This is a genomic window from Streptomyces sp. NPDC059832 (assembly GCF_042731715.1).
Lineage (GTDB): Bacteria > Actinomycetota > Actinomycetes > Streptomycetales > Streptomycetaceae > Streptomyces.
This window is the reverse complement of sequence record NZ_JBHWIY010000003.1, coordinates 66,563-84,509: the sequence shown is the minus strand read 5'-3', so window position 1 is coordinate 84,509 and position 17,947 is coordinate 66,563. Positions and strand designations below refer to the sequence as shown.

The window sequence follows — 17,947 nt, the reverse complement described above, 5'->3', positions numbered from 1 at the left end:
GGGGTGCTCATCGAAGAAGTTCCGCCCGTCGCAGCGTCCTGGTGCCCCTCCCGGCAACAGCCGCACAGGCCCAGGACCGAGCCCCTCGCGATGCTGTGTGCGTTGCCTTACGATTCGGCAGCACTACGCGTGTAGACGGCCCTCCGGCGCGATAGCTTCGCCCCGCCCCTGCCCCTTTGCCCCGCTCCTGTCCGGCCAAGGAGAGTGCGTCATCAACGCGTCCACCAGCCCCCCCGCCGTAGAACTGCACGGCATCACCAAGCGTTTCCCAGGCGTCGTCGCCAACCACAACATCGACATCACTATCCGTAAGGGCACCGTTCACGCCCTCGTCGGTGAGAACGGCGCCGGCAAGTCCACCCTGATGAAGATCCTGTACGGCATGCAGAAGCCGGACGAGGGCACCATCACGGTCGACGGGGTCGAGGTGGCGTTCGGCAGCCCGGCCGACGCCATCGAGCGCGGCATCGGCATGGTGCACCAGCACTTCATGCTCGCCGACAACTTCACCGTCCTCGAAAACGTGGTTCTCGGCGGCGAGAAACTGCATGGGATCGGCTCCGCCGCACGCAAGAAGATCGTGGAGATCTCGGACGCGTACGGTCTGGGGGTCCGGCCCGACGCGCTCGTCGAGGACCTCGGCGTCGCCGACCGGCAGCGCGTGGAGATCCTCAAGGTCCTCTACCGGGGCGCCCGCATCCTGATCCTGGACGAGCCGACGGCCGTGCTCGTTCCGCAGGAGGTCGACGCGCTCTTCGACAACCTGCGCGAGCTCAAGGCAGAGGGCCTGACCGTCATCTTCATCTCGCACAAGCTGGGCGAGGTGCTGTCGGTCGCCGACGACATCACGGTGATCCGCCGCGGTACGACGGTCGGCACGGCCGACCCGGCGAACACCACCACCAAGCAGCTTGCCGAGCTGATGGTCGGCAGCGAACTGCCCTCGCCCGAGACCCGGGAATCCACGGTGACGGACGTTCCGATGCTCCGTGTCGAGAATCTCGCGCTCGGCGTCACCGACCCGGACGGCGTGGTACGTGACGTGCTGGCCGGCATCGACTTCACCATCCACAAGGGTGAGGTTTTGGGCATCGCCGGTGTCGAGGGCAACGGCCAGACCGAGTTGATCGAGGCACTGGTCGGCATGCGGGACCCCGACCACGGGGCGATCACCCTCGACGGTGACGACATCTCGCACGTCCCCACGCGCAAGCGACGTGAGAGCGGTATCGGTTACATCCCCGAGGACCGGCACAGACACGGCGTGCTGCTGGAGGCCTCGCTCTGGGAGAACCGAATCCTCGGCCACGTCACGGAAAAGCCCAACAGCCGGGGCTGGCTGCTGGACATCAAGGCGGCCCGCGCCGACACCGAACGGATCGTGCGCGAGTACGACGTCCGCACCCCGGGCATCGAGGTCACCGCGGCCTCCCTCTCCGGTGGCAACCAGCAGAAGCTGATCGTCGGCCGGGAGATGAGCCACGCTCCGAAACTGCTGATTGCCGCGCACCCCACCCGCGGAGTGGATGTCGGTGCACAGGCGCAGATCTGGGACCAGATCCGGGAGGCGCGCCGCGAGGGTCTCGCCGTCCTGCTCATCTCGGCGGACCTGGACGAGCTGATCGGGCTCTCCGACACCCTGCGCGTCATGTACCGCGGCCGGCTGGTCGCCGACGCCGACCCCGGCACCATCACCCCGGAGGAACTGGGCTCGGCCATGACCGGCGCCGCCACCGGTCATCTTGAGGCAGCACCGGAGGACGAGGACCGATGAAGAAATTCGACAAGGACCGGCTGATCCTGGGCTTCGCCGGCCCCGTTCTCGCCCTGGTCGTCGCCTTTGCGCTCACCACCGTGGTGCTGCTCGCCTCGGGCAAGAACCCGTTCGAGCCGTATCGGCTGATGTTCGACTCGGCGATGTACGCCGATGTGCAGGTGCTGATCATCAACCAGGCGGGTACGTACTACCTCGCTGCCCTCGCGGTCGCCGTCGGCTTCCGGATGAACCTCTTCAACATCGGTGTCGACGGCCAGTACCGGCTCGCCGCGATGGTGGCCGCGCTGGTCGGCGCGAGCGTCGACCTTCCGGGGGCGCTGCAGATCGCGCTGATCGTGATCGTCGCGATGCTGGTCGGCGCCTTCTGGGCAGGGATCGCCGGCTTCCTCAAGACCACGCGAGGGGTGAGCGAGGTCGTCTCGACGATCATGCTCAACTCCATCGCGACCGCGCTGATCGCCTGGCTGATCCTGCCGAAGAACTTCGGTGTGCAGCCCGCCGGCTCCAACAACCTGACCACCGGCGACATCCCGGAGTCCGCCTGGTTCCCCGGCCTGTCCATGGGAGCGGAGGCGGGGGAGATCTACGGATTCACCTTCGTCGCGGCCGCCTGCGGTGTCATCTACTGGTTCGTCCTGAACCGCACCCGCTTCGGCTTCGACCTGCGGGCCACGGGCGAGAGCGAGAGCGCCGCCCAGGCCTCCGGTGTGGACGCCAAGAAGATGGTCCTCACCTCGATGCTGATCTCCGGAGCCGTCGCCGGTCTCGCCGGCATGCCGACACTCCTCGGTGACACGCACACCTACAGCCTCGACTTCCCGACCGGAATCGGTTTCACCGGCATCACCATCGCCCTGCTGGGCCGGAACAACCCGGTCGGCATCGCCTTCAGCGCCCTGCTGATCGCCTTCCTGGACAAGACGTCCGCCTCGCTCGACCAGTTCGGGTACGAGAAGGAGATCGCCACGATCATGCAGGGCCTGATCGTGATCTCGGTCGTCGTCAGCTACGAACTCGTGCGCCGTTACGGAACCCGCCGCCAGCAGCAGAAGGTCGGCGAGGAACTCGCCGCCGGCCATGCCCTCACGACCGAGAAGGAGGCCGCACTGTGAGCGCAACCCAGGTTTCCGCCGCGAGCGTCGCCCCCAAGAAGGGCGGCGGCCGCCGCAAGCTCACCCTGCCCGTCATCCTGCTGATCATCGCGGGCGGGCTCGCGCTGGTCTCGCTCGTCCGCCTGATCAGCGGTGCCAACGACGTGACCTCCGTGGGGCAGGTCGCGGGCGCCCTCGAACTCGCGGTCCCGATCGGCCTCGCCGGACTCGGCGGTCTGTGGGCCGAGCGTGCGGGTGTCGTCAACATCGGTCTCGAAGGCATGATGATCCTGGGCACCTGGTTCGGCGCCTGGGCCGGGTTCCAGTGGGGCCCGTGGGTGGGTGTCCTGTTCGGCATCATCGGCGGCGCCCTCGGTGGCCTGCTGCACGCGGTCATCACCGTCACCTTCGGGGTGAACCACATCGTCTCCGGTGTGGCCATCAACATCCTCGCGGTAGGGCTGACCCGCTACCTCTCCAACTACGCCTTCGACGGCGTCGAGGGCGGTTCGTCCAAGCAGTCCCCGCGGATCGAGGCGATCGACCGGATCACCATTCCGGGGCTGTCGGACTGGCTTCTCGATCTCCAGCAGAAACACTGGTTCCTCGTCTCCGACATCGCCGGCGTCGTCGGTGGCCTGGTCACCAACCTGTCCTGGCTGACCGTCGTCGCGCTGCTGCTGGTCCCCGGCACCTGGTGGGTGCTGTGGCGCACCTCGTTCGGTCTGCGGCTGCGCTCCTGCGGCGAGAGCCCGGTCGCCGCCGAGTCGCTCGGCGTCAACGTCTACAAGTACAAGTACATCGCCGTCGTCGTCTCCGGTGGTCTGGCCGGACTCGCCGGTGCCTTCCTGGCGATCGTCTCCACCGGCATCTACCAGGAGAGCCAGACCGGTGGCCGCGGTTACATCGGTCTCGCCGCGATGATCTTCGGTAACTGGATGCCCGGTGGGATGGCGCTCGGTGCGGGCCTGTTCGGCTTCACCGACAGCCTCAAGCTGCGCGGCGGTGCCGAGAACGTGCACGCGATGCTTCTGCTGCTCGCGATTCTGCTGGTGGTCGTGCTGCTCTGGCAGCTGTACCGGAAGAAGTACGTGGCCGCGGTGGCCTCGGCAGCGGTCTCCGCGCTGCTCTTCACCTGGTACGTGCTGACGGACCAGGTGCCGAGCCAGTTCGTGGACGCCGCTCCGTACGTCACGACACTGCTGGTCCTCTCGCTCTCGGCGCAACGCCTGCGCATGCCGAAGGCGGACGGTCTCGTCTACCGGAAGGGCCAGGGCAAGTGACGGCCGCCGCGGAGGTCGACTGGGCGGCGCTGCGGAGCGCCGCACGGTCCGTGATGACCCGCGCGTACGTCCCGTACTCGCACTACCCGGTCGGTGCCGCGGCGCGCGTCGACGACGGCCGTACGGTGTCCGGCTGCAACGTCGAGAACGCCTCGTACGGCATCGGGCTGTGCGCCGAGTGCGGCCTGGTCTCCCAGCTGCACGCCACCGGGGGCGGCAGGCTCACCCACTTCACCTGCGTGGACGGGGCGGGCGAGATCCTGGTGCCGTGCGGCCGGTGCAGGCAGCTGCTGTACGAGTTCGGCGGCCCCGAACTGGTCCTGGAGACGCCCGACGGACTGCGCACGCTCGACGAGATGCTGCCGCAGGCGTTCGGCCCGGACCATCTGAAGTAGCGGGCGCCCGCAGTGCGTCCACGGTGGCCCTCCCGCCTGCCGGGAGGGCCACCCCCATCTCCACCCTCTATGCGCGTAGAGTCATTCGGGACTCTTGCGTACCGTACGTACCGGCCGGAAGGACTCCCAGGACATGGACGCCATCTCCGTCATCCGCACCAAGCGGGACCGAGGCGAGCTGACCCCCGAGCAGATCGACTGGGTCATCGACGCGTACACCCGCGGTGAGGTCGCCGACGAGCAGATGTCCGCGCTGGCCATGGCGATCCTGCTGAACGGCATGAACCGCACCGAGATCGCCCGCTGGACCGCCGCGATGATCGCCTCCGGCGAGCGGATGGACTTCGCGTCGCTCTCCCGGCCCACCACCGACAAACACTCCACCGGCGGCGTCGGCGACAAGATCACCCTGCCGCTCGCCCCGCTGGTCGCCGCCTGCGGCGCCGCCGTGCCGCAGCTCAGCGGCCGGGGCCTCGGCCACACCGGCGGCACCCTGGACAAGCTGGAGTCCATCCCCGGCTGGCGCGCCCACCTCTCCAACGAGGAGATGCTGAACGTCCTGGACACCACCGGCGCGGTGATCTGCGCCGCCGGTGACGGGCTCGCCCCCGCCGACAAGAAGCTGTACGCGCTCCGCGATGTCACCGGCACCGTCGAGGCCATCCCGCTCATCGCCAGCTCCATCATGTCCAAGAAGATCGCCGAGGGCACCGGCGCGCTCGTCCTGGACGTCAAGGTCGGCTCCGGCGCCTTCATGAAGACCATCGAGGACGCCCGCGAACTGGCCTCCACCATGGTCGCGCTGGGCACCGACAGCGGAGTGCGCACGGTCGCCCTGCTCACCGACATGGCCACCCCGCTCGGCCTGACCGCGGGCAACGCCCTGGAGGTGCGCGAATCGGTCGAGGTGCTGGCCGGCGGCGGCCCCAGGGACGTCGTCGACCTCACCCTCGCCCTGGCCCGCGAGATGCTGGACGCGGCCGGGCTCAAGGACGCCGACCCGGAGAAGGCCCTCGCCGACGGCTCCGCGATGGACGTCTGGCGCCGCATGATCTCCGCCCAGGGAGGCGACGTGGACGCCACGCTCCCGGTCGCCCGCGAGCAGCACGTGGTCACGGCCCCGTCCACTGGCGTACTGACCCGCCTGGACGCGTACGACATCGGCGTCGCCGCCTGGCGCCTCGGCGCGGGCCGGGCCCGCAAGGAGGACCCGGTCCAGGCGGGCGCGGGCGTCGAACTGCACGCCAAGCCGGGCGACACGGTGACGGCCGGACAGCCGCTGCTGACGCTGCACACCGACACCCCCGAGAAGTTCGACTACGCACTGAAGGCCCTGCCCGACGCGTACGACATCGCCCCGGCCGGCACGGCCTTCACCGCCACTCCGGTGGTGCGGGAACGTATCGCCTGACCTGTGGCTTTCCCATTCGGGTGAACGGGATCGGTGGACCACCGCCGGTCCCGTTCGGCATGCTGGACTCGGTGACGCGCCGATAAGAGGAGACCGCCATGAGCGCACTCACCGTCGATCCCACCCCCGGCCACGGCCAGGAGTGGGACGACCTCGTCCGGATCTGGGAGGAGACGGACGCACCCGAGGGCTGCAAGGTGGAGATCATCGAGGGGATCGTCACCGTGTCGCCACCGCCGTCCAAGGAGCACAGTCTCACCGCCGCGCGGCTGCAGCGCAGGCTTTACTCCGTGCTTCCGGAGGACTGGGAGATCTTCCAGACCCTCGGCGTCTCGGTGCCGGGGCGGGCCGGGCTCTACATCCCCGATCTGGTCGTCGTACCGGACGCAGTGGTGATCGGGCCGGGCAACCGCGTCCCGGCCGAGGAGGCCCGGCTCGTCGTCGAGATCACCTCGCAGGCCAACGCCAACCACGACCGCATCGGCAAGGTGCACGGATGCGCGAAGGCCGGTGTCGAGCTGTTCCTGCTGCTCGACCCGTGGCACTCGGGCCGCCCCACCGCCACGCTCTACGGGGAGCCCGATGGCGGCACCTACCGGGTGCTGGACACAGTCGAGTACGGGGAGAAGCTGACGCTGCCCCAGCCGTTCGGGCTGGACCTGGACACCGGGATTTTCCCGGTCAGCTGAGCGATGTCGCGTTTCCGGTCCTCCCGGTGCGGTCCGGAAACGCGAGCGGCCCGCCGGGGCGGAGGTATCCGTCCCGGCGGGCCGCCGTCATGCCGTCGGGGTGGCTAGGCGCTCACTTGCCGAAGTAGGCGTTGTAGATCGACACCGACGACTTGTTGCCCTTCTTGTCCGTGACGTTCGCCCGGTAGGAGATGGACTTCCCCTTGGCCGGGTTCTTCACGGAGATCTTGCCCGCCTTGACCGTGGACTTCTTCCAGGTCTTACCGGCGTCGTAACTGACGTACACCGTCAGCGACTTGAGGTTCTTCCCGGCGGCCGCGCCCTGCACCGTCACGGGCACGGAAGCGGTCCGGCCGGCCGTGACCTTGCTGTCCACGGTGACATTGGGCGTGAACCGCACCGTGGAGACCGGCAGCATGACCGGGCCCGAGGTCCGCTGGGAGCGGAAGGTCCAGCTCGCGTCGATCCGGGTGGAGACCGGGGACAGCTTGGTGCTGCGCCGGGCCGAGGTCGTCAGCCGGTAGTCGGCGGCGGCGGACGGAACGGCGATGGGGGTGTCGCCCAGCAGCGGGTCCTCGTTCTGGGCGAGCTTCTTGCCGTTGCGGTACAGGACCGTCTTGGCCGAACTGTAGGCGGAACCACCGAGGTTGCCCTGTCCGTCGGCCACCAGCGGCAGCATGCCGACGATGTCGTTGCCGTCGCGCAGGATGCCGTACTCGGAGGTGACCGCGGGGCCGAACACCGCGGTGTTGACCTTCTTCGTGTAGGACTTCCCCGCCTTGAAGGACTGCGGGGCGCCGAGGACGTACGACGCGTCGGTCACCGGGTAGCCGTCCGCGTCGACTCCGCCGTCCTGCTCGAAGTCGAAGCTCCACTTCACCTTGTCGGCGGTGGAGACGTAGGAGGTGACATTGCCGGGGATCTTGTGGAGCGACCAGGCCGACCAGGCGCCGTCCGAGTCGGGCAGCATGCCCGAGGCGGCGAATTCACCGGTCTTGCCCCTGGCGGGCGAGCCGAGCGAGATCCCCACCTTGGCCAGCTGGCCGGCGGTGTACTTCCGCTCGAAACCGGTGGCCGCCTGGGTCACCGGACCGCCGGCCACGATGTCGTACCGGGTCGAGGCTCCCTTGGACCAGCTGCCGATCCAGTGCTGGGAGAGCGAACCGTCGGTCACCTTCGGGCCGAAGTGCGCGGTGCGGAAGTTCTTGTACGTGTCGAGGATCCAGCCGTAGGAGTAGCCGACGTCATCGGCCGTGAACTGGAGGTCGGGCGCGGCCAGCAGGGACTTCGTCCCGGTGGCGGGCACGGTGATGTTCACCGGCTTCGCCTTGCGCGCGTCGAGCGTCACGGTGAGGTTCTTGGTGACGTCCAGCTTCGGCTGCGCCAGCCAGTCGGTGCCCTTGGCGTAGTCCTCGGGGTCGACGGTGACGCCCGTGTTCAGTACGTATCCGCCGGCGGGGACCCGGACCTTGGCCGTACCGTCGGTGCTCGTCGGGGCGAGCCACTGGCCGAGCGCCTTACCGGTGAGACCGAAGAGGTCGGTATCGGCGAACTCGGCGGGCTTGCCGTCGCGCCCGGTGGTCTTGATCGTGAGGTCGTACGACTCGATCTCCCGCTCGACCGCGGCCGCGGTGCGGACGCTCTGGCCGCCGCCCGTCGCGACGACGTACGCGGAGTAGGTGCCGTCGGCCGTGCCGCCGAGCTTGGTGTTCACGGTCAGCGGCACATCCGCGGTGCCGCCCGCGGGGACGGTCACCTTGTCGGCGCCGACGCCGAAGAAGCCGGCCGGGGCGGGCTTGCCCTTCGGGCCGGTGGCCGTGACCGCGAGGTCGAGGGTGACGTCGGTCGTGCCGAGGTTGCGGTACGTCACCTTCTTGGTGACCGGGGTGTCATCGGTGTGCGGCCACTGCTGCACCCCGAAGCTCACCGAGACCGGGTCGGCGACGACGGTCTGGGTGATCGCCCGGTCGACCGCGATCCGGCCCGAGCCCTGCTCGAACGGCGTGTACGCGCCCGGCTTGGTCGAGGCCGTCAGCGCGCCCTTGAGCTCGGTGTACTTCCACTCCGGGTGCTGCTGCTTGAGGAGCGCCGCGGCGCCCGCGACGTGCGGGGTCGCCATCGACGTACCGGAGATCGTCAGATAGCCGGGCGGGTTCTGCCCGACCTCCTGGTCGATGGCGGAGCCGGGTGCGGCCGCCGCCGTGATGTCCACGCCGGGGGCGGTGACATCGGGCTTGATCGCCCCGTCGCCGATGCGCGGGCCACGGCTGGAGAAGTCGGCGATCTGGTCCTTGTCGTCGACCGCGCCGACGGTCAGCGCGGCGTCCGCGCTGCCCGGGGAGTCGACCGTACCGGCCGAGTCGCCCTCGTTGCCCGCCGCGATGGCGAACAGGACGCCCTTGTCGGCCGACAGCTTGTTGACCGCCGCTTCGAGCGGGTCGACCTCGGGGGTGTCGCTGCCGCCGAGGCTCAGGTTGATGATGTCGGCGCCCTGTGCGACCGCCCACTCCATGCCGGCCAGGATGCCGGAGTCGTCGCCGAAGCCGTCGTCGTCGAGCACCTTGCCTTCCAGCAGCTTGGCGTCCGGGGCCACGCCCTTGAACTTGCCGCCCGACTTGGCGCCCGAACCGGCCGCGATCGAGGAGACATGGGTGCCGTGGCCGACCCGGTCCTTGACGTCGGGCGAGGCGGTGAAGTTCTTCGTGCCGAGGATCCGGCCCTGGAGATCGGGGTGGGTGGCGTCCACACCGGTGTCCAGGACGGCGATCTTGACGCCCTTCCCGGTATAACCGGCCTTCCAGGCGGCAGGGGTGCCGATCTGCGGCACGCTCTTGTCGAGGCTGGCCCGGCGCACCCCGTCCAGCCAGACCCGGTCGATACCGGCGGCCGTGGTGCGCTGCGCACCGTGCGCCGCCTTGGCGGTGAGCGCCTGCCAGATGTCCTGGGCGTCACGCTGCGGCGTGGTCACCGACTGGGCGTTCAGCGAGTTCAGGGTCAGGCCGACCCGGGTGGAGCCCGCGTTCCGGACCTCGGCCTCGGCGGTCGCGGTCTGGGCGCCCCGGTAGGAGACGATCAGCTTCAGGCCCGACTTCTGGGCCCTGCGGTTCTCCGCCCGGTTCAGCTCGGTGATGTCGAACAGCCGGCGGTCCAGCTTGCCGGAGCTGATCAGCCGGTGTGCGTCGGCCGGGACGAGCAGGGTGTGCCCGTCGCGTATCTGCCGCTGCACGGGTATGTGTTCGCGCCCCTGGGCGGCCCGGAAGGACGCGACCTTGCCCTTGGCGTCCACGGTGACGCGGTCGCCGGTGATGAGCGTCAGCTCGTGCCGGTCGGCGGACCCGGCGCCGGCCGGGCGGGCGGTGCCGGAGCGGGCGGCGTCGGGCTGTGCCATGGCCGGGGTTGTCATCCCGGCCGCGAGTGCCACGGCGGCGGCCGCGGCGACGGTCGAAACACACGCGCTTCTCACGTGTCTGCGCAACTCTCCCCCTGGAGAATCAGGCGGCCCCCGAGGGGCCACTGGTCAGTCGGCACCGATGAGACGCCGGTGCCGGCCGGTTCACGTACCTAGAGGGGGAATTGGTGGGGAAGGTTCACAGAAACCGCACAGGTAACCGGAGTTGACCGAAGTTCATCGATCCCGGGCGGGCGCGGGGCGTTCGCCGGGCCGGGCGGCCCGGAAAGGACGGGGCCGGGCAGCGATGAGTTTCGGCCGCCGGACCGGTCTCCCAGATGTGGAACCCATGACCCCGAACCTTCTCGTCGTCACCGGCCGCGTCACCAGGGCCGCGGTGCCGGGACTCTGCGCCGAGCTGGAGACGCTGCTGTACGACCCCGACGGCGCCGTCCGCGACCCGGACGCGGGGGTGGACTGCGATGTGGGCGGGGTCGTGCACGTGGATCTGGCTCTGGTCGAGGCGATAGCGCGACTGGGGCTCGTCGCGCGCCGGGCGGGCGGCAGGAGACTGCGGCTGCGCAATGTGCCGCCCGAACTGCAGAGCCTGCTCGGCCTGGTCGGGCTGGCCGATGTGGTGGACCTGGAGTGCGGGACGGGACAAGGGGCGGGGGAGGGCGGGGGCTGAGCGTACGGGCCGCCCCGGGCCCCGCCCCCGCTCAGTCCGCGAGCCTGGCCTCGTCGCAGACCACCTGCCGGAACCGGACGGTCCCGCCGTCGACCGGGGCCGCCGACGCCTTGAGGAGCGGGGCCGGGGTGGCGGTAGGACGCCGGGACGCGGCGCTGATGAGGTCGTCGCAGTCGGACTCGGGCTGTGGTCCCGGTTCACCGCCGGGCCCGGGGGTCCGGGCCGACCCGGGCCCGGGGCCGCCGGTGGCGGACGGCTCGCCCATCCACTGGGTCAGCCCCCAGCCACCGGCCGCCAGCACCACCCAGCCGGTCACCAGCCCGTTCCGTAAGCCGCGTCTCACGCCGCGTCGGCGTCGAGATGGTCCGGCAGGCCGAAGAGCGGGAACCAGCGCGGGGTGTCCAGGAAGCAGTGCATCCCGGTGACGGCCCCGTCCGAGATGTCGATGACCTGCACCGCCCACGGCACGAACCCGGGCCCGTCCGGATTCGGCTTGTAGTGCGCGAACGCCGGGGTGCCGTTCGCCGATGTCGCCACCAGGCGGGAGCCCGCACAGCTTGCGCCGATGGAGAGCATGAAGCCGGTGATGTCGTCGTGCCCCTGGAGCCAGAGGTCGAACGGCGGCATGGTCATCACGGCGTCCTCATGGAGCAGCGCGGTCAGCGCCGCCATGTCGTAGCCCTCGAAGGCCGCCACGTATCGCTCAAGGAGCTTGCGCTGCTCCTCGTCGAGCGGATTCGCGGCGTCGGCGGCCTCGCCCTCGTGTTCGCTGAGGGTGGCCCGCGCCCGCTGGAGGGCGCTGTTGACCGAGGCGACCGAGGTGTCGAGCAGCTCGGCGACCTCGCTCGCCTTCCAGGCCAGCACCTCGCGCAGGATCAGCACGGCGCGCTGCTTGGGCGGCAGATGCTGGAGCGCGGCGACGAACGCGAGGCGCACCGACTCCCGCGCCACGGCGGCCTCCGCCGGGTCGGCCACCGTCGGCAGGATGCGCCCGTCCGGCATCGGCTCCAGCCAGGTGTTCTCCGGCAAGGGGTTCAGCGCTGCCTGGGCGAGTGGCGTCGGGCCCGTCAGATCGACCGGACGGGCCCGCTTGTTCCCGGCGTTCAGCATGTCCAGGCAGACGTTGGTGGCGATGCGGTACAGCCAGGAGCGCAGCGAGGAACGCCCCTCGAACTTGTCGAAGTTGCGCCAGGCACGCACCAGCGTGTCCTGCACCGCGTCCTCCGCCTCGAAGGCCGAACCGAGCATCCGGTAGCAGTAACCGGTCAGCTCGACCCGGTGTCCCTCCAGACGGCTGTCGATGTCCGTCGTCGCTGTCAGATCACTCATCGCTCCACCCCTGTTGCGCTGTGACGCCGCCCACTTCGGCACTCCGGAAGCTACCGCAGGCCACTGACAACGGGGGCGTGAAGTACCGGAACCGCCCGGATTCCGGTCACGTTCCGGGCTTGCGCCCGTACACGTGGACGTCGTCGCCGTTCCTCAGCAGATTCCAGTACGACTTGGCGTCGGCGGTACGCATGTTGACGCAGCCGTGCGACCCCGGCGGGTTCCACATCTTCACGCCCACCGCGTGGAACGCCTGGCCCCCGTCGAAGAACTGCGAGTACGGCATCGACACGTGGTAGATCGACGAGACGTGGTTGATGTGCCGCCAGTAGATCTTCTTCGACCCGGTGCGGGTCTCGTACTTGTCCCGCCCGGTCCGTACCGGCACGGGTCCGAACTTCAGCTTGCTGCCGTCCTGGATCCAGCTCAGCTGCCGGGTCAGGTCCACGCACGCGATGCGCCCCTTGTTGGTGGGGCACTTCTTGTCCTTGTTCGGGTTCTTGCCGGCCGCCTTCTGGGCCGTGATCGTCTTCATCGTGCGCCAGGTGACCGGACCCGCGTACCCGATGGTGGGGGTGACCCCGTACGTGCTCTGGAACGACCTGATCGCCTTGCAGTCGGCGGCCGACTGCTTGCCGTCGACCGGCCGGTTCAGATACTTCTCGACCTGCTTCTGGTACGGCCCGGTGGACGTCGTGCAGGACGCCGCCTGCGCCTGCCCGCCGGTGGCCAGCACCAGGGCCGGTACCGCGGTCAGACCCGCGACCGACAGCGCGAGCCCGCGCCGCAGCCGTACTCCCCGTATGTTCCCCGCGACTCTCATGTACCCAACTCCCCTTCGCGCGCCGTGAGGCGATTCCGCCTGCTAGACGCGCGTCGGGGAGTGGAAGGTTGTGCGCCGTATGTCTCAGTTCTGTACGGACGCCGACGGAACCGGCCGGCGCCGCTCGGCGCGGGCGGCCCGCGTCCCGTACAGCGTGATCGAGACGACGCCGAGCACCGCGAGCAGCCCCAGCGACACGGTCCCGGCCCAGCCCCCGGCGTGGAAGGCGACCGCGCCGAGCGTGCCGCCCGCGCTGGAGCCCAGGTAGTACGCGGACTGGTAGAGCGCCGACGCCTGGGCGCGGCCCTTCGTCGCGGTACGGCTCACGGACGAGGAGGCGACCGCGTGCCCGGCGAAGAAGCCCGCCGTGATCAGGACCAGGCCGAGGAGTACGGCGGCCAGCTGGTCGGCGAGGGAGAGCAGCAGACCGGCGGCCGTGGTGGAGACGGCCAGGTACAGCGCGCCCCGGCGGCCGAGCCGGGCGACCAGCCGGCCGGCCGCGGCGGAGGAGACCGTACCGACGAGGTAGACCAGGAAGATCGAGCCGACGACACCCTGCGGGAGGTTGAACGGCGCCTCCACCAGGCGGTAGCCGATCACCGTGTAGACCGCGCCGAACACCGTCATGAACAGCGCGCCGATCGCGTACAGCCGACGCAGCAGCGGATCGGCGAGGTGCCCGCCCACCGTCTTCGCGAGGGCCTTCGGGTTCAGCGTTCCCGGGGTGAAGTTCCGCGCCCTGGGGATCATGAAGTGGAAGACGACCGCGCAGGCCACGGCCAGCAGCCCGACCGCGCCGAGCGCCGCGCGCCAGCCCCACAGCTGGGCGATCCAGCCGGTGAGGATGCGGCCGCTCATGCCGCCGATGCTGTTGCCGGCCACGAACAGCCCGATCGCGGCGACCAGTGCCTTCGGCCGTACCTCCTCGGCCAGATACGCCATCGCGGAGGCGGGCAGCCCGGCCAGTGCCGCGCCCTGGACGGCGCGCAGCGCGATCAGCCAGCCCAGCGAGGGGGCGAAGGGGACGAGCAGCCCGACCAGTACCGCGACCGTCAGCGAGGCGGTCATCATCTGCCGCCGTCCGAACCGCTCGGAGAGCGCGCTCATCGGCAGCACGCACAGCGCCAGTGCGCCCGTCGCCGCGGAGACCGTCCAGCTGGCCTGTCCGGCCGTGGCGCCGAGGGAGGCGGAGACGGCGGGCAGCAGGGCCTGCGTGGAGTAGAGAAGTGCGAACGTCGCGACACCTGCGGCGAAGAGCGCGAAGCTCATCCGGCGGTAGCCGGGGCGGCCCGGTTCGAGACGGTCCGGCGCGGCGGAGCCGGCGGTGGCGACGGGGGACGGCTGGGGCGAGGCGGCCACGGTGAGGGTGGACGCCCCGGTACTGGCAGGAGGCATGCTTCGAAAGTAGGCTCTCCGGTTTCATGCGTCCAATGCACGAAGTGGCGATAATCAATCCCATGGTGCATGAACGCAGCTCACAGCCCCGGCTGTCACCCAGTAGTTACGAAGAAGACATTCGCGCCGTGCTCGCACCGCGACTGGCCCACTTCGAGGCGGTGGCCCGCCACGAGCACGTCACACGCGCCGCGCAGGAGCTCGGCGTCCCGCAGTCGACGCTGTCGCGGGCGATGGTCAGGCTCGAACAGGACCTGGGAGTCGCCCTGTTCGCCCGCAAGGGCCGTACCGTCTCGCTCACCCCGGCGGGCCGCACCTTCCTCGGCTCCGCCGAGCGGGCCCTCGCCGAGGTCGAGAAGGCCGCCGATTCGGTACGGGCCGACGCCGACCCGGCCACCGGCAAGGTCGCCTTCGGCTTCCTGCACACCATGGGCTCGGAGACCGTCCCCGCCCTCATCCGCGCCTTCCGCGCCGACCACCCCCGGGTCCGCTTCCAGCTCGTGCAGAACTACGGCGAGGCGATGATCGAACGGCTGAGAGCCGGCGGCCTGGACCTCTGCCTCACCTCACCCGTCCCGGACGCCCCCGACCTCGTCGCCCGCCGCCTGGACGAACAGCGCCTGCGCCTCGTCGTCCCCGAGGACCACCGCCTCGCCACCCGCCGCCGCATCCGCCTCGCGGAGGCCGCCGACGAAAAGTTCGTCACCCTCGAACCGGGCTACGGCCTGCGCCGGATCACCGACGACCTGTGCACCGAGGCGGGCTTCACCCCCCGCGTAGCCTTCGAGGGCGAGGAGGCGGAGACCCTGCGCGGCCTGGTCGCGGCCGGCCTGGGCGTGGCCCTGCTCCCCCCGCCCGCCGTGCCCCGCCCCGGCGTCGTCGAACTCACCGTCACGGCCCCGAGGGCAGCCCGCGAAATCGGTGTCGCCTGGCTGGACGGCCACCCCGACACCCCACCGGTGGCCGCCTTCAAGCGCTTCCTGCTGTCGCGTCGAGGGCATCTGCTGCCGGACTGACGGCGCCGTCCCGGCGCGCGGGGACCACGCCGGCGCTTCCCGGCCGGGGAACCGTTCGGCCGGGACCGTCCCCGCGCGGGGGATCACTGCCCCTGTCCGGGCGGCAGCGACGCTCCCTCACCCACGCAGCGACTTCCCGAACCCTGCCGCCAGCGGCATGCGCAACCCCAGCGGAGGCGGTGCCGCCAGGGCGTCGGCCACCGGGCGGGCGTAGGCGCGGCCGAACAGCGAACCGCGTACGAAGTCCGCGGCCAGGGCCGTCACTTCGGCCCGGTGCTGGCGCAGGCCGTGGCCGTCCGAGTGGACCTCGAAGCGGCAGGTGTCGCGGTTGGTCTTCTTGGCGCGCTCGGCCAGCCGGAAGGACAGTTCGGGGTCGGTGCGGGCGTCGTTGGTGCCGTGGACGAGCAGCACCTGGCGGCCCAGCAGATGCTTCACCGGCTCCGGCCCGTCCGCCTCCTCCTCGGGCAGCCAGGGGGCCATCGCCAGGACGGAGTCGACCGCCGCGTGGCCGCCCGCGCGGAGTGCGGCCCGGCCGCCCATGCCGTGGCCGGTCAGGCAGACGGGGACGTCGCCGTAACGCCGTACGACCTCGTCCACCGCCCACTCGGCGTCCGCCGCGAGGTGGGCGGCTGTTGCGTTCCAGCCCCGGCAGCGGTAGCGCACGACGTGCGCGGCGAGCCCGTCCTCCTGGCCCGCGCGGGCCAGGGCGCGGGCCAGCGGGAGTTGGGATGCGTAGGAGAGAGGGGAGGGGCGGCGGTGCGAGTCGGCCTCGCCGTCCGGGAGCAGCAGGACCACGCCGCTGACCGCGGTTGGAGCTCCGGCCGTCCTGACGGCCCGTCCCAGCCTGGCTGCAGGCAGGGGGAGTGCGCTCTGTGACATGACAGAACAGTGTCAGAAGGGTGGGTGTACTCCACCTGTATTGGCGGTCACTGTTACGTATCGACGAGCGACAATCTACGCGCGTAGGGACTAGAGTGCCCAGATGATGAGCCCGACCCTTCATGTGCCCGGCCAGGATCAGATCCGGCGTGCCCCCAAGGTGCTTCTGCACGACCATCTCGACGGCGGCCTGCGCCCGGGGACGATCGTCGACCTCGCCCTCGCGAGCGGATACGAAGGACTTCCCGAGACCGAGCCCGACAAGCTCGGCATCTGGTTCCGCGAGGCGGCCGACTCCGGATCGCTGGAGCGCTACCTGGAGACCTTCGCCCACACCTGTGCCGTCATGCAGACCCGCGAGGCGCTGGTCCGGGTGGCCGCCGAGTGTGCCGAGGACCTGGCCGCGGACGGTGTCGTGTACGCCGAGGTGCGGTACGCCCCCGAGCAGCACCTGGAGGGCGGGCTGACCCTCGAAGAGGTCGTCGAGGCGGTCAACGAGGGCTTCCGCGAGGGCGAGCAGCGGGCCCGCCGGGACGGGAACCGCATCCGTGTGGGCGCCCTCCTCACCGCGATGCGGCACGCCGCCCGCTCCCTGGAGATCGCCGAGCTGGCCAACCGCTACCGCGACCAGGGCGTGGCCGGCTTCGACATCGCGGGCGCGGAGGCGGGCTTCCCGCCCACCCGGCACCTCGACGCCTTCGAGTACCTCAAGCGCGAGAACAACCACTTCACCATCCACGCGGGCGAGGCCTTCGGCCTGCCGTCGATCTGGCAGGCGCTGCAGTGGTGCGGTGCGGACCGGCTGGGGCACGGCGTCCGCATCATCGACGACATCGAGGTCGCCGACGACGGCGGCGTGAAGCTCGGCCGCCTCGCCTCCTACGTACGGGACAAGCGCATCCCGCTGGAGCTGTGCCCGACCTCCAACCTCCAGACCGGCGCCGCCGCCTCGTACGCCGAGCACCCCATCGGGCTGCTGCGGAAGCTGCATTTCCGGGCCACCGTGAACACGGACAACCGGCTGATGAGCGGCACGAGCATGAGCCGCGAATTCGAGAAGCTGACCGAGACTTTCGGATACACGCTCGACGACATGCAGTGGTTCACCGTCAATGCGATGAAGTCGGCATTCATTCCTTTTGATGAGCGTCTGGCGATGATCAACGATGTCATCAAGCCGGGATATGCCGAGCTGAAGTCCGAGTGGCTCTTCGAGCAGACCGCTGCGACCAGCGTTTCTTCTACTTCCGTGGGCTGATCGACGCCCTTGCGGAGAACGGCCGGGACGTCGAATTCCCGGCCTTTCTCCGCGTGTCGGCATGTTTGCGGGAAGGGTGATGGGGTGGCTACGTTTCGGAGTCCCCACGTCCCTCTCCCCAAGGATGAATTTCACATGAAGCAGTCTGCTGTCAGGACTCTCGGCGTCGCCGCTCTCGGTGCCGCTTTCGCCGCCGCCGCCGCGGGTACCGCCTCCGCCGCGGTGCTGCCGGCCGACGCCGCGACCACCGCCCTGCCGGTCGCGGGCACGGCGCTGGAGACCGCGACCAAGAGCCTGCCGGTCCAGGAGACGGCCACCAAGCTCCTCGGCACCGGCCAGCAGAAGCTCGTCGGCGACGCCACCACCCCGGTCAAGGGCCTGCTCGGCGGTCTGCCCGCGGGCGGCATGAAGACCAGCGGCCTGTCGGCCAACGGTCTCCCGCTCGGCGTCTGACACCCGTACACGCCTGTGGGGGGGGGGGAGCGACCGAGGCGCTCTCCCCCAAACAGGGTCGGAGCGATAGCA

At 70.2% G+C, this 17,947-nt stretch carries 16 protein-coding genes; 10 read left to right on the top strand and 6 right to left on the bottom strand.

All coding sequences use genetic code 11. The features are described 5' to 3' along the window. Positions 1–187: 187 nt before the first annotated feature. The 6 genes from ACFV8T_RS05610 (at position 188) to ACFV8T_RS05585 (ending at position 6,646) form a co-directional block, all read left to right on the top strand. Complete coding sequence (locus tag ACFV8T_RS05610; protein WP_385325540.1) at positions 188–1,774, top strand: ABC transporter ATP-binding protein; 1,587 nt, start codon at positions 188–190, stop codon at positions 1,772–1,774. Further along, on the top strand, positions 1,771–2,889 hold the full coding sequence (locus tag ACFV8T_RS05605; protein WP_385324955.1) for an ABC transporter permease: 1,119 nt from the start codon (positions 1,771–1,773) through the stop codon (positions 2,887–2,889). The genes ACFV8T_RS05610 and ACFV8T_RS05605 overlap by 4 nt, the downstream gene beginning before the upstream one ends. Further along, positions 2,886–4,151, top strand: a complete 1,266-nt coding sequence (locus ACFV8T_RS05600; RefSeq protein ID WP_266415189.1) for an ABC transporter permease — start codon at positions 2,886–2,888, stop codon at positions 4,149–4,151. The genes ACFV8T_RS05605 and ACFV8T_RS05600 overlap by 4 nt, the downstream gene beginning before the upstream one ends. Next, positions 4,148–4,546: a cytidine deaminase gene (locus ACFV8T_RS05595; RefSeq protein WP_266415187.1), complete on the top strand. Its 399-nt coding sequence runs from the start codon at positions 4,148–4,150 to the stop codon at positions 4,544–4,546. The genes ACFV8T_RS05600 and ACFV8T_RS05595 overlap by 4 nt, the downstream gene beginning before the upstream one ends. Before the next feature lie 133 nt (positions 4,547–4,679). Then, positions 4,680–5,957 (top strand): thymidine phosphorylase, encoded by a 1,278-nt coding sequence (locus ACFV8T_RS05590; RefSeq protein ID WP_385324951.1) that lies wholly within the window; start codon positions 4,680–4,682, stop codon positions 5,955–5,957. Between the two features lie 98 nt (positions 5,958–6,055). Next, positions 6,056–6,646, top strand: coding sequence for a Uma2 family endonuclease (locus tag ACFV8T_RS05585; RefSeq protein WP_385324948.1), 591 nt, complete (start codon positions 6,056–6,058; stop codon positions 6,644–6,646). 112 nt (positions 6,647–6,758) lie between these two features. Here ACFV8T_RS05585 and ACFV8T_RS05580 read toward each other — a convergent pair whose 3' ends face one another. Next, positions 6,759–10,034, bottom strand: a complete 3,276-nt coding sequence (locus ACFV8T_RS05580; protein ID WP_385324945.1) for a S8 family serine peptidase — start codon at positions 10,032–10,034, stop codon at positions 6,759–6,761. Between the two features lie 307 nt (positions 10,035–10,341). Between ACFV8T_RS05580 and ACFV8T_RS05575 the strand changes: the two genes are divergently transcribed. After that, positions 10,342–10,722, top strand: coding sequence for an STAS domain-containing protein (locus ACFV8T_RS05575; RefSeq protein WP_385324942.1), 381 nt, complete (start codon positions 10,342–10,344; stop codon positions 10,720–10,722). Between the two features lie 31 nt (positions 10,723–10,753). Here the strand turns inward: ACFV8T_RS05575 and ACFV8T_RS05570 are convergent, their stop codons facing one another. From ACFV8T_RS05570 to ACFV8T_RS05555, 4 genes are all read right to left on the bottom strand, one after another. Beyond that, positions 10,754–11,038, bottom strand: a complete 285-nt coding sequence (locus ACFV8T_RS05570) for a hypothetical protein (RefSeq protein WP_385324939.1) — start codon at positions 11,036–11,038, stop codon at positions 10,754–10,756. 23 nt (positions 11,039–11,061) lie between these two features. Further along, positions 11,062–12,093, bottom strand: a complete 1,032-nt coding sequence (locus ACFV8T_RS05565; protein ID WP_385324936.1) for a sigma-70 family RNA polymerase sigma factor — start codon at positions 12,091–12,093, stop codon at positions 11,062–11,064. A gap of 64 nt (positions 12,094–12,157) precedes the next feature. Beyond that, positions 12,158–12,874 carry a L,D-transpeptidase family protein gene (locus ACFV8T_RS05560; RefSeq protein WP_385324933.1) on the bottom strand — a complete coding sequence of 239 codons (717 nt, stop codon included), beginning with the start codon at positions 12,872–12,874 and terminating at the stop codon, positions 12,158–12,160. 84 nt (positions 12,875–12,958) lie between these two features. Further along, entirely contained in the window at positions 12,959–14,269 is a 1,311-nt protein-coding gene (locus ACFV8T_RS05555; protein WP_385324930.1) for an MFS transporter, read from the bottom strand. 62 nt (positions 14,270–14,331) lie between these two features. Between ACFV8T_RS05555 and ACFV8T_RS05550 the strand changes: the two genes are divergently transcribed. After that, positions 14,332–15,285 carry a LysR family transcriptional regulator gene (locus ACFV8T_RS05550; RefSeq protein ID WP_266415175.1) on the top strand — a complete coding sequence of 318 codons (954 nt, stop codon included), beginning with the start codon at positions 14,332–14,334 and terminating at the stop codon, positions 15,283–15,285. 117 nt (positions 15,286–15,402) lie between these two features. On the opposite strand, the gene ACFV8T_RS05545 is transcribed toward ACFV8T_RS05550, so the two are convergent. Next, positions 15,403–16,164 (bottom strand): alpha/beta hydrolase family protein, encoded by a 762-nt coding sequence (locus ACFV8T_RS05545; RefSeq protein WP_385324927.1) that lies wholly within the window; start codon positions 16,162–16,164, stop codon positions 15,403–15,405. A gap of 103 nt (positions 16,165–16,267) precedes the next feature. On the opposite strand from ACFV8T_RS05545, the gene ACFV8T_RS05540 reads away from it, so the two are divergent. Both ACFV8T_RS05540 and ACFV8T_RS05535 read left to right on the top strand, forming a co-directional pair. Further along, a complete protein-coding gene (locus ACFV8T_RS05540; RefSeq protein ID WP_266415171.1) occupies positions 16,268–17,422 on the top strand; it encodes an adenosine deaminase in 1,155 nt (384 codons plus the stop codon). A gap of 135 nt (positions 17,423–17,557) precedes the next feature. Beyond that, complete coding sequence (locus ACFV8T_RS05535) at positions 17,558–17,875, top strand: hypothetical protein (RefSeq protein WP_385324925.1); 318 nt, start codon at positions 17,558–17,560, stop codon at positions 17,873–17,875. Positions 17,876–17,947: the final 72 nt, after the last annotated feature.